Source organism: Chitinophaga sp. (assembly GCF_019236475.1).
Lineage (GTDB): Bacteria > Bacteroidota > Bacteroidia > Chitinophagales > Chitinophagaceae > Chitinophaga.
The window spans coordinates 350,406-362,750 of the sequence record NZ_JAFAIX010000004.1; the positions used below are offsets into that span (position 1 = coordinate 350,406).

The window sequence follows — 12,345 nt, forward strand, 5'->3', positions numbered from 1 at the left end:
TTTTTTTATGGCTTTAAGTTGCAAGATATAGTTAAACATACAATAAAAAATCATAGTCCTGGACGCTGTGATTTTTATCTACTCAATTTCAACGGTGAAATTTTCCCATCTTTTTGAGAATACCACCTGCTTCGGTAAGGTGTTATAAGCCTTTGCGGTGAGGATACCATTTTGTTGTAGAAAATTGGAAATATTCCTGCAATAGGTCGATAGATTCACCTGTAATTGCTGGGATCGGATTAACAAAGCATCATTGAAATAAACAGGACGTGGTAAAATATAGGTGAGCACAATACAATCCACTGCATGCAGTTCATCCAACTGCTTCCCAAAATAGTAATTGGCGGCCTCTTTTATGCCGTAAATATTCGGACCGAACTCCACTATTTGCAAATAAATATCCAGGATACGTGATTTCGTTACTCCTGCATGATTTTCCAGTAATAAGCTGATTAACACTTCTTCAAATTTTCTGACCAGGGATTTATCTGCTGCGAGGAATAGATTCCTGATTAATTGCATCGTGATGGTACTGCCGCCCCGGGAGAATTTTTTTTCCTTCAAATTGGTAACAATAGACCGGCCAATAAAATAGGGATCTACGCCTTTGTGGTGAAGAAATGACGGATCTTCGCAGAATATAATAATCTTTCTTAACAGTTGATACGTGTCTGCCTGCTCATACTTATTAAAATAACCATTTTTTACCCGCAGCTTTCTGACGGCCAATCCATCCTTGAATACCAACTGCGAGAAGGGATAATTTAACCGATCCAGCTTTAAAGCCGCTAAATCTCCCGCTTTAAAATCATAGTCCTGTATGAATACATCAAATTTATGGCCGAGTATATTATCTAAATTCAGTCCCAGATTAGCGATAAGGGTAATGCCTCCTTCATATTGTATATTTTTAATGTCAGTGCTGAGATAGGGCAATATCCAGGCTAACGTTGATTTGTCCAGTCGGGTGGCAAAAACGGCATTCAATACTTTTGATGCAGCATAGGTAAGCGTATTGGATATCTTAACAGGCATATCACCTATCACGATATTCATATCATTTTCAATAGTAGTTTGATCAATTTTTACCTGATCTTCCAGGTGAAAACCAGCGATAGATATCGGGGTGGGAGATAGTTTGCGGGTATGACAGGTAAGCCCCCGGCCGTCCAGCGTATATTTCAGTAACAGTTGCTCACTGCTATGCTGTAGTATACTTGTTATATCCATGTTTTCTGCATGGATATAGTCACCGTCGATATGTGCGTTTCCTTTTATGGTAATGGCATTGTTCGAAGGTATCATGTCTCCTTTGAAATATAGTTTTTCATTCCGAAACAGGAAATTAAATTGGAACACATGATTCCTTACGCTCAATTGCTGCAGGATGAAGGATTTCCAGGTTAATTTATTCAGTTCAATACAGGTGGATGGCTGGAAGTATCGATTTAAGCAGAAATGGATAAGCGCGATAAAATTTTTTTTAGGGAGACGCGAAGTCCGCTGGTCCATTGCTGTTGCTTGTTGCGCAGGTTGTTGCATGATTTCCACGTTACCGCATTTTACGCCTGTAATACGGAATCGTTTCCTTGCAAGCAGCATCAGTATGGGATTGTTGACTGTTATCTCTACGATATCGATGTTGGTCTGCCACGTATTGAAGGCAATACAGGCCTCCCGTAATATTACTTTGCCTGGGAAGCGATACCTGATCCTATTGTAACGCACCTGTATGCGGGACGGGATCAATTTATGAATAAGCTTTTGGAATATTGGCTGCAGTACTTTCATCAGATGGATAATTTTTCCTTATGTACTGCTAATTGATCGAATGCCCGTCGAATAACATGGATTCTGTTCGCTCCCTTCCTGTCTTCTTTGCCCGGAGAATTACTAAGCACCGTGGTTACAGGCATCAACAGCATTTTGTAGATAGTCTGTTTTGATAGCAAATAGTCCAGGTTGTCTGGGGTGATTCTATCTTCCATCTGCAACAGCGATTCATAAAAAGATGGAAATATTACCAGCAATGATGCGCTGGAAAAGGAGCTTATCCAAAACCGGTGGCTGGTAATGGGAAATGACTGTCCAAAGTCTGCACAGCCTATACATAAACAATCGGCTCCTTCCTCTGCGGCTTCTCTGATATTGGATAACAAATACCCTAATTCGGCATCGGTAAGGAAATTAAATGGCGCTCTGGCTATGATAAAGCATTCCAACCCTTGCTGAATTATCTGGGTAATGCGTTGATGCAGATTGGTAGCAGGAATGGCATTCAGATCTGTAATATATGCAGGACATCCCTTATTGGATGCCGGTTCTATGGTCAGTACCGGGAGTTTAAATGGCTCTTCTATATTCGTGATAGGTGCCTTTTCGTGACGACTCCCTAGCTGCTGATAGTACGTACTGAGTGTGGAAAGGCTAGCAATCTCTGCTGAAATTCGCTGAAAATGCCTCGTTACCGCGCCTGGTTCATTATTTCTTTCAGTAGTATCTGAATAGCCAAATTCTTTTTGTTTTGAAATAAATGGATGCAGGAGAAATATTTTTTCTGATATTTCCCAAAATTTCAAATCAGCAGCATCGCTCGCCGTGAAGCTGGCATCCAGTATCTGATCGTAAAATTTTTTGAATACCACACAAAATTGCAAACCTGTAAATCTTTCTATCCAGCATAGTTTTTCTGTTACAGGAACAAAGCCCTGGAACCAACTAACACCTCCTAGCAGGGCATCTGCCTGTAATAACTGGCATTTCCAGATGGTATCCTGTAGTAGTGTGTGGGAGTAATTGGTGGTAAAGTAATGATCGTCTTCACAGATTATTCCATAATCCATGTCCATGGCTTTCATATGGCTAACCACCTGGTGTATCGTCTTCCATAATCCCATTCTTCCATTCTCTTCTTCGATGGCCGCTACCACTTCCAGTTGAAATTCATCCCTGCCGACAAATTCAGCGGTGATATGTTCTTTTCGTTCCGGTCGTTTTTTCAGGTTGATGGCAAATACCGGGATTTGATGCATAGGTTCCATGATGCGGCGATTTACAGGTTAAGAAAAATAGGCTTCCATGAGGTCATTAATTGTTTTTAAGGAATAGCTGGCCAGCGGCGAAGATTCCTTTCTCAACTGAATATGTACGCCATCGGGAAAGCTTTTCCAGAAATAACCCGCTTCCAGTCCGAGTTTTTGTGCTTCTTCTGCATACACTTTATAACCATTTCTGCCATCGGCATCCAGGTAGTTGATATCCCATATTTTTTGGCCGTTGTACAGCCAATAGCAGTCCATGGCTTCTCCCCATTGGTGCCAGGAGTTTCCCGGTAGGGCATTGGTCAGTTGTTTATCGCGCTGGAGGGGTTTCCCGTTATCTATGCAGGCCAACAGAAACTGACAGTTTTCCTGTAATAGTCGTTTACGGGTTTCCTGGATGTCCGTTTCCTGCCTTCCTGTTTTCCAGTAGTTCGCCTGAATAGCAGGTGTGCGCAGCTTTTCATAGGGGATCATGATGATTCCCTGTTGCCGGCAATTTTCCAACACTTTTTCGGCGATAGCACCAAATTCATCTGTAAGCAGATCCAGCATTATATTTCAGGTAAAGTGTTAAAGATGCAGATTTTTTCCAATGAGGGTTTTGAGTAAACTTTTCTCATACACGATGATTTCTCCATGCCCCTGCAATTGATAGGACGTGTCAATTTTTAGACCTTTGTCTGTTACCAAACCATTTGTCAATGCTATTCTGACCAAATAGAGATTGTTCTTTCCGCCACCAAGTCTGGCAGCTACACGGCCCTCTATACATCCATATTCTTCCGCAGGATAATGGTCTAAGTTTATTTGGATCTTTTGACCCACTTTTATTTTCTTCAGGTCATGCGGAGATACCCAGGAATCAGCCACGAAGCTTCCATTTTCCGACACTATCCTGTTGATTATACTATTGATTTTATAAGGTGATTTTATGAAAATACTGGCGATAAAGCAACAAAGGAATATGGCGCCAATCACGAGATTGGCCCAGAGCAATATTTTTCTGGGAGGTCTGCCAATGATATCTTCGTTTACATCATCATAATAATCGGGATAATGCGAAGTGGTATGATCGTTATTGTGTTCCATATTATTGACCAAGTTCCAGTTGATTCTTTACAAGTTCATAATATCTGCCCTTTTTCGCTGACAGGGCATCATGATTGCCTACTTCGGCAATTTTTCCGTCTTCCAGTACGATGATCTGATCTGCGCTTTTTACGGTACTGAGTCGGTGCGCAATAATGATAACGGTTCTGTTTTTGAAAAACTGATTTAAATTTTTCATGATCGTTTTTTCATTATTGGCATCCAGCGTATTGGTGGCTTCATCCAGGAAAATGAATTTTGGATTTTTATAGACAGCTCTGGCAATGAGTAGGCGCTGCCTTTGTCCTGAACTGATGCCATTCCCCGCGTTCCCCAGTTTGGTATGCACGCCCAGCGGCAGGTTGTCTACAAAAGGCTTGATATTCGCGATTTCTATGGACCGCTGCAGTCGCTCCTGGTTGACGTCTCCTTCTACTGCTATATTTCGTTCTACTGTGTTGGAAAAGATATACCCGTCCGTTAGTACTACGCCACATTGATTGCGCCACCATTTGGTGGATATTTTTTCTGCATCGGTACCATCTATCAGAATTGTTCCTTCGGTAGGATTGTAAAACTTCAGCAGCAATTTCATGAGGGTGGTTTTTCCACTACCACTAGATCCTACGATGGCGGTAATTTTCCCGTAAGGAATGGTCAGGGAGAGATCTTTTATGACCCATGGAGAGGAAGGACCGGAATACCGGAAGCTGACGTTTTTAATTTCAATGGCCGGAGAATCGGCCTTGTTACTGTCTAATTCAGGAAAAACCGACTCGTCGTTGCCGTGCTCTTCATTAGGGATCGTATGGATTTCACTTAACCGTTCCAGGCTAATTTTAGCATCCTGGTAGTTTTTTAAAAACTGAAATAACTGGTTAATAGGGCCATTCATCTGACCAATCACAAAAGTGATGCTCAACATCATCCCAAGGGAAATCTGGCCATCTATTACCTCTTTGGCTGCCAGAAAGGTGATAAAGATATTTTTCAGTTGCACAAAAAAATTGGAACCAACGTTCTGGATCTGACTGAGGTTCAGACTTTGCACACTTACTTTAAACAACCGGGCCTGAATACGTTCCCATTCCCAGCGATTGCTGGATTCGCCGTTATTCAGTTTGATGTCGCGCATGCCGGAAATGATCTCAATGAGCTTACTCTGATTATTGGCGAGGTGCTTAAACCGTTCGTAATCCAACGCCTTGTTTTTCTTCATGAAAACAAGTATCCATATAACAGACAAAGCGGTTGCAAACAGGAACACGAGCAGAATAGGAATGCTGTAAATCCCCAGTACTACCGCGAATACAATGAAATTAATCATAGAAAACAGTGTATTCAGGGAGCTACCCGTCAGGAATTGTTCTATTCTGGTATGATCGTTTATGCGTTGGGAGATATCGCCAATCAGTTTTGCATCGAAGAATTTAATGGGGAGCTTCATCAGTTTAATGAGGAAGTCGGATATAATGGAAACGTTAATCCGGGCACTCATATGTAGTAACAGCCAGCTACGGATGATCTCGATGGCGGTTGTACCCAGGAATAGTGCCAGTTGACCAAATAGGATCAAGTAAACGAAGTTTAAATTTCTTCCGTTTATGCCCAGGTCTACTAGGTTTTGTGTCAGAAAGGGGAAAACGAGTGATAGCAGGCTTCCCAGCAGCATACCCAGAAATATCTGCACCAAGTATTTTTTGAAAGGCCGCGTATAACTTAACAGAAATTTCAGACCTGCCTTTTCTGAAATATCATCTTCGGCTTCAAATAGATGGTTGGTGGTTTCGAAGATTAATGCAATACCCATTTCTCTGCCACCTGTCCAGGATTTCTTAAACTGCTCCTGCGTTAGCTGAATGAGGCCGCTGGCGGGATCTGCAATCAGAATTTTCTTTTTTCTGGATACATATTTGGGTTGTGGCGGCAGGACCACAAAATGTTCCTGGTTCCAGTGTAATATGCAAGGAGGTTTGACTTCCGTTAGCAGGTGGTCGGTTGTTAATTTGGCGCCGTAGGTTCTGAACCCTATTTTTTCTGCCGCCTCACTGATCCCTTTTAAATTGACACCTTCGCGGGTGATAAAACAATATTCCCTTATTTTCTGCAATGAATACTCCCTGCCATAATATTTGGCAATCATTTTCAGACAGGTAGGACCACAGTCCATCGTATCTAGTTGTCTATATGTTTTAAAAGCGCCTATCATGGATGTCAGTTAGCGAAATTGATTGCAGTGGTTTGTGGGTTGTTTTTGTACAGGCATTTTTTGTAATAATTATAGAGGAGGCTATACACGAGGAGTTCATTCTCTCTTGGCTTGAAGGGGAATAGCCGGATAAAGTGCATATGAATAAAACTGTTTACGAGGGTATGTAAGTCGCCGCTGGACCTCGTTTTCGCCTTGAATTGCTGATGGAAGCGGCGGATAGCCGATTGGTACTCTGTAAGAAGGTCGTAATAATAAGGTGTTGTATCTCCCAGTAATCCGGGATTTCCCTGGATAATGTTTTCCACAGTAAGCCTGTTTTGTTGCTCAATGAGATCCAGATTTTTTCTTAACGCTGGTATTTCCATTACCTTGAATTCCGATTCGTAGGCATTGCGTATCCATTTGAGCAGATGAAATTTCTCCTCGAGGGAGTACGATAGTCCATCCAACATTACATCTATGTTCTTTAAAGCAATAAATGGTAATTCATACCGATGGTCTGTTTTCAATAGCCTGAATAGGTGAAGTACAAACAGACTGTCGATCCCGAAGAATACTTCCGCATCCCGCACCATTTTCGCACCATAACGGAGACTTTCCCTAGCATAGGTATCGATCTGTATCTTCCAGAGCGAATCGTCAGTTTCGAAGGAGGAGAAGAGTGCTTTTATCCGCTTTAAAATGACCATCTGATCTGCATTGCGGCGACATTTTAATCTTAGCCTTACATGATATTCCGGATCTTTATACCACAAAAAGAAGAAGCGTACGATCTGTTTCTCTTCCAGTAGCTGCTGTATCAGGTGTAGCAGGGATCTCCCTAACAATTTCTCTGTAATCGGTATGTTGTGGTAGAGTTTAATGTACAACCAGTCGTCAGCGGGCTTGAAACGCGTTTGCTGGGTGTCGATAACAGCCGTTGCAGCTACCAGCGGTGCTATATTGACAACCGCTTCCTTGCGGGTGGTATTTTTATAGAGCGCTATACATTCGGCATTAAAAGCATTTCCGTTTTTATCGTTCATCCAGCCTTGATCCGGATTAAACACCATTTCGGTGAGGAGAACGGGATGAGTGGGATGTTGTTGAATCGTTTGGAGGAAATCGGTCACGGATAAGGGATCTGCCCAGTGTAGCAGCCCTTTCTCCTCATCAATGGTATATTCCACTCTTTCAGGAAACTGCCATTGTTGTAGGAAGGAGGAAATAATTTCTTTAGAGAGACACGTGTCTGCCAAAACTGCAAAATCACTTGCAGCCATATTCCAGTATGCTTTCTGTAGGATTACATTTTCCAGTTGTATCCTCGGAACAAATTTTGCATAGGGAAATTCAAGGCTCAACTGTTGGCGGGGAGTAATATGCTGGAATTGCAGATCTCCCAGGAACTGAAAAAGCGCAATGGTATTTTTATTGTAATTGAGTGCGTTGGTAATAAAAGGGATGATCCTTTTTTTATGTTTTTTTGAAAACAGGATAAACTGATCCTGTATCATGGTTACCCAAATATCCTGCAAACGGATAACCTGGTCCTGATCAGTGCCTGCGGGGGTGTACACGGGAACTTCATATTGCCTGAATACCGGACGGAAGGAGATATTCGCCATTCTGGTATCGGGGAGATGAATGACCTCTGCCACGATACAGTCCTTATAGGCCTGCATCTCGTAGGAGTTTATCGTTTCCAGCGATGGTGTAATATCATCGCATCCCTGGAAGAACCTTGAAATCAGGTTACCACCGGAACTATTACCCACTGTATTCAGGGAAATTAATCCTTTTTGATAATCTTCCACCGTGAAAATAATTTGCCCGGTAACAGCCAGTCGATGTTCGTGGTTTTTGAATTTTGCGAATTCACTCATCGCTAAATCAACCGTATATTGCTTTTCAGACCAGGCTTGCCATACTTTCTTCCGGATAACATCTTTTGCTTCATCCACCGTACTGTTGCCTCCCCCGGTTTTTTTGTGCAACATCACCAGTACATCTTTGGATAGCAGAACGTTTTCAATCTGTTGGGCCGTTTCATCCGGCTGGATACCACATTCCGGATCAAACATCGTTAGTAGTGGTACCACCTGGCTCTCGAATTTTTCCATAAATTTTCTCTTCGAATTTTCCAGAGAAGGAATATAGAAATTGGGATTCAAGGTACCCAACAACTGGATGGCATTCAATAGGGATGCCCCCATAGATACAGGTAGATCAAAGGATTCAGCAGCAAAAGCCTCTGCCTGTAGGAATACTTTTCTAACAGGGATCGCATGTTGTTGAAGCAGCTCTTTGATGTAGGAAAAACAAGCATTGAAATCGGCGGGCAGGCAGCTTTCCAACGCTTGCAGCCCGGATTTCAGGTTATGCAACAAAGCAAGACTATCCGTCAAAGGATGATCCTCCGTATGGATGCTTTCAATAATGGAAATAATCCTGTCGATATTAGGAGGCCCTGAGAGCGTCAGATTTAAATTAGATACCAGTAATTGTTCCTGAATCAGGCTTTCAATGAATTCGACCGCATCTGCCAATGGATATTGTTGCAGGATCGTATTCGCGATAATATGGTCTATAGAAGCCCCATTTTCCGCTACCTGCAGTATATCGGCCAGCAACTGGGAATCATCAACAGACGAGAGCTTATAAATGCTCTGGCTGCCCTGTTGGGATCGTTCATAATATCTGTATTTTCCATTGATTTGATACCCGGTATTATTCGAAAAATAGGTCAGTTGTCTGCTGATACTTTTGTTCTCTGATAACTTTATAGTGATGGCCAGCAGGATTTCCGCATCCAGATTGGCGATTATATTTTTTTTCGATGGATCGTAGCATTTCTTCACCGCTTCCTCCCGCCATCTGCCCGAGGCGATAGTCGTGAAAAGTCCATATGGAGTAGATTTGGTAGCAGTTCGGAGGATATAGTTTTTTAATGACTTTTTGAGTTTTTGCACTTTCTTAGGGTCCTTTAATGTACCATTCTTATAGGCCGTCATGGTATCATACAAAGGCGGGTTTGCTACCTGTAAGCTGTTGATGAATTCATCCTGATGAATGAAATCATCCACTTGTATAGCTTCCGCAGTTGTTGGGAAACCGTTTTGAGGGATTCGGATAAAAAAGTTGTCTAATAGTTCCATAGTAAGATGCTAATTCAACAATATCAATTCACTCCAATTTTTGGCTTTATTGTCATATGCGGTGAGTAAGGAAAGGATAATCCCCGGAACGCCAGACAGCAAAGCATGCACATGATGTTTTAATTCATATTCCCGACTGGTCCAGTAGTCGTCTGTAATGTTGTTCAGTTGATCTAGCGTGTGCTGCGTCCACAGTTGATGGGCATCCAGGAAAGCAGGATGTCCGGTTAATTGGTGCAGGTAGGCATAGTATTGACAGATACCAGCAGCACCATGACAGAGAAAAGGTTCATCCGCGCGGGTGGATTGGATCGTATTTTTACCTACAATATTTTCGAGTTTTCTATAACCAAAGGTTTGATATGCTGGTACCTGAAGTACCTGTGCGGCTTTTAACAATACATGGAATGTGTTTAACTCGCTAAAACACCAGCCAATTCTGCCCTGATAGAGTATTTCATTGGAACGATGATTGATAGAGCCAATAAAAGCGTGATGGTCATCATGGCAGTGTTGCTCATTATATTGAATAATCTGATCAATGGTAGGTTGTAGGGAAATGGAGAATCCCATTTTAATCAGGTCGAGGAAAACAAGCAGCATAGAGGATATGCCATGCGCAATCCCAAAATGTACCTGTCCTTCTTCCTGCTCGCCTGCTTTGATATAAAACTGATTGACCAGGAGATAACTTCCATTATTGTCGGCACTCTTCAATTGCAACTTATGGAGGAGTGCTTCCAGGTAAGACTGAATAGTGGGATCGGGGAGGCGCTGACTAAAGTAGGCAATGGCTCCCATAGCCCCATACAGAAAATCAATATTATCGCCATCAATTTGTGAATCGGCCCATTGATAAATACTGGCATCAATATCAGACAAACTGCTCATGTCAAACGCTACAAAGCTGTATTTGGTAAGGTGATTGACTACTGCCGTCAACCCGGTCATACCAGAGAGGAATGACTGTGTGGTAAAATTATTTTGCTTTCCTGTTTGAATATTGGTAAATATTTCTTCCAGCAGTTGATGACCTGTAGCCGTTAATTTTTCATCCTCCAGGTAGCGGCCAGAATAGAAGGCGCTCAAGGCCAGACATAACCGGCCCTGGGAAAGCGCATCCCTGGTAACAGGTACCTGGTTGGCAATAGCATGGAGATGATAAATTTTTTGCCTGATAATATCGCGGGTATTCATTGATTCCTTGTTTAAATATTATCTCCTGTTATATGAAAAAGCCCTGATGCCGGCTTTAAAGAACAAATCTACAGTTGAAAGTATTGCTCGGAATGAGGTGCATATGCATGATTGTTGACAGACATCAGGAACAGCGCAATCCCTATCAATCCTTCTGAATAGCTGATGTTTGTTTCCCGTTTATGCTGATTCCATACACCCGGATAGCCAAAGTACTTCTCATTGGCATCGAATTTATCGATGATATGTGTTACTAATTGTTGGTATGCATGCATACATTTTTCATCCTGTAGTAGTTGCCCTGATTTTCTGTACAGCATTGCAAGTCCGCTCCAGCCGTATAGCAGGCTAAAACCTTCTGTAAACAGGGAGTCGTCAAAGATGCGGTCGCAGAGGGCATGCAATATGGTGACCAGGTGTGTGGTATGCTGTACAGCAGGCGTTGCCTGTTCTGCTTTAATGAGACTATAAAGTGTTCCCAGGTCGCCATAACAATAATAGTTAGGAAACCTTGTTCTGGGTTTGGTTTCTTCCATCATGATCGGGAAGAAGAGTGGCTTGTTTTTCTGTTCATTAGAGAGGATAAATTGCCCTGCGGCGGTAATCAGTTGACTGCATAGGTCTGTGGCAATTCCGGCTTCCCTGACTTTCAGGAGAAACTGTATCACTGCGGCATTTCCATGCGATATGCCAAGGTATACAGTTGGCTCGTTTTTTAAATTTGAAACCCAGTATATACCGCCAGCGTGGCCGGGATTGGCCGTTGCTTTTATCTGTTCAATGATGCGCATAATCAGGGAATCAGCCAGTGTACAGACATTGCGGCGAAGCAAATAATAATACCCATATTTTATGGCGCCATTGGAAGGATCAATATTGTTGTTATGGAGTGCTTCTGAAAGTGGCTTTTCCAGCACGGCATCTATATCTTCCAGCGTAGATTCCAGGTCTGCATTTATCCATTTATGGTCTATGCACATTAATAAGAAGGTGCCAAATTCAGCTAGTTCTTCAAAGATGGTATTTGAAGTATAACCGGCGTTCATCTTCTCGAAAATCTGTTCTATGGCCGATATGGCGCGGGTAGTGTGGTCTGAAGAGTCCAGGTAACTGGCAGCAGCGAAGTTATATAGGGATAATCCGGATAAACCAGTCTTAATACCAATATCGTTAAAACTCCCTGCCTCCTCTTTCAGCACACCATCCATGGCATGAATGATATGTTGAATTTTGGAGTGCTCGATGATCATAGGTGCTGATAGTGTGATACAGAAAAGCTGTTTAAGAATAGATCTTAAACAGCTTTCCGAAGATTACAATCTTAGCAGTTGCAAGAGTTTCTATCGCAAGAAGAAGCTCCTTGTTGTGATTGGCAGGAACCTTCACTGCATGAAGTGTCGGCATCAACTAATCCACCGATTACATTCTTCATTTGCTCGTCGTTCAATCTTGAAATTGTTTCTTTGTTCAGGGATAATTTAGGTAATGCTTTACCTTCTTGGTTGTTTTGAGAATTCATAAATGAGGGTTTACAAAAAAAATAAATAATAAGTATCCTTAACAATATACATAATAATTATATAAATTGAGTTGGATAGATTTTTTTTTGTGCTGTAATTTTTGTGCTAGATAATTTAAGTAATTCACTATTAATGTATACGAAACTCAA

At 42.0% G+C, this 12,345-nt stretch carries 9 protein-coding genes; all 9 read right to left on the reverse strand.

From position 1 onward, the window contains the following. Positions 1-78 precede the first annotated feature (78 nt). Complete coding sequence (locus JO154_RS05505) at positions 79-1,791, reverse strand: biosynthetic peptidoglycan transglycosylase (RefSeq protein ID WP_291942653.1); 1,713 nt, start codon at positions 1,789-1,791, stop codon at positions 79-81. Next, complete coding sequence (locus tag JO154_RS05510; RefSeq protein ID WP_291942655.1) at positions 1,791-3,041, reverse strand: hypothetical protein; 1,251 nt, start codon at positions 3,039-3,041, stop codon at positions 1,791-1,793. Before JO154_RS05510 ends, JO154_RS05505 begins: the two co-directional genes overlap by 1 nt. A gap of 18 nt (positions 3,042-3,059) precedes the next feature. Further along, positions 3,060-3,593: a M15 family metallopeptidase gene (locus tag JO154_RS05515; RefSeq protein ID WP_291942657.1), complete on the reverse strand. Its 534-nt coding sequence runs from the start codon at positions 3,591-3,593 to the stop codon at positions 3,060-3,062. 18 nt (positions 3,594-3,611) lie between these two features. Continuing rightward, positions 3,612-4,130, reverse strand: coding sequence for a hypothetical protein (locus JO154_RS05520; protein ID WP_291942659.1), 519 nt, complete (start codon positions 4,128-4,130; stop codon positions 3,612-3,614). 1 nt (position 4,131) lies between these two features. Then, positions 4,132-6,339 carry a peptidase domain-containing ABC transporter gene (locus JO154_RS05525; protein ID WP_291942661.1) on the reverse strand — a complete coding sequence of 736 codons (2,208 nt, stop codon included), beginning with the start codon at positions 6,337-6,339 and terminating at the stop codon, positions 4,132-4,134. 5 nt (positions 6,340-6,344) lie between these two features. Beyond that, entirely contained in the window at positions 6,345-9,479 is a 3,135-nt protein-coding gene (locus JO154_RS05530; protein ID WP_291942663.1) for a lantibiotic dehydratase, read from the reverse strand. A gap of 9 nt (positions 9,480-9,488) precedes the next feature. Continuing rightward, positions 9,489-10,676, reverse strand: a complete 1,188-nt coding sequence (locus JO154_RS05535; protein ID WP_291942664.1) for a lanthionine synthetase LanC family protein — start codon at positions 10,674-10,676, stop codon at positions 9,489-9,491. A 68-nt stretch (positions 10,677-10,744) separates the two neighbouring features. After that, entirely contained in the window at positions 10,745-11,926 is a 1,182-nt protein-coding gene (locus JO154_RS05540; RefSeq protein WP_291942666.1) for a lanthionine synthetase LanC family protein, read from the reverse strand. A 71-nt stretch (positions 11,927-11,997) separates the two neighbouring features. Then, on the reverse strand, positions 11,998-12,195 hold the full coding sequence (locus JO154_RS05545; RefSeq protein ID WP_291942667.1) for a class I lanthipeptide: 198 nt from the start codon (positions 12,193-12,195) through the stop codon (positions 11,998-12,000). Between the last annotated feature and the right edge of the window lie 150 nt (positions 12,196-12,345).

Bases quoted from the DNA above. Each gene is read 5' to 3' on its own strand.
- JO154_RS05505 (WP_291942653.1), bottom strand. From the start codon at position 1,791: ATGAAAGTACTGCAGCCAATATTCCAAAAGCTTATTCATAAATTGATC.
- JO154_RS05510 (WP_291942655.1), bottom strand. From the start codon at position 3,041: ATGGAACCTATGCATCAAATCCCGGTATTTGCCATCAACCTGAAAAAA.
- JO154_RS05515 (WP_291942657.1), bottom strand. From the start codon at position 3,593: ATGCTGGATCTGCTTACAGATGAATTTGGTGCTATCGCCGAAAAAGTG.
- JO154_RS05520 (WP_291942659.1), bottom strand. From the start codon at position 4,130: ATGGAACACAATAACGATCATACCACTTCGCATTATCCCGATTATTAT.
- JO154_RS05525 (WP_291942661.1), bottom strand. From the start codon at position 6,339: ATGATAGGCGCTTTTAAAACATATAGACAACTAGATACGATGGACTGT.
- JO154_RS05530 (WP_291942663.1), bottom strand. From the start codon at position 9,479: ATGGAACTATTAGACAACTTTTTTATCCGAATCCCTCAAAACGGTTTC.
- JO154_RS05535 (WP_291942664.1), bottom strand. From the start codon at position 10,676: ATGAATACCCGCGATATTATCAGGCAAAAAATTTATCATCTCCATGCT.
- JO154_RS05540 (WP_291942666.1), bottom strand. From the start codon at position 11,926: ATGATCATCGAGCACTCCAAAATTCAACATATCATTCATGCCATGGAT.
- JO154_RS05545 (WP_291942667.1), bottom strand. From the start codon at position 12,195: ATGAATTCTCAAAACAACCAAGAAGGTAAAGCATTACCTAAATTATCC.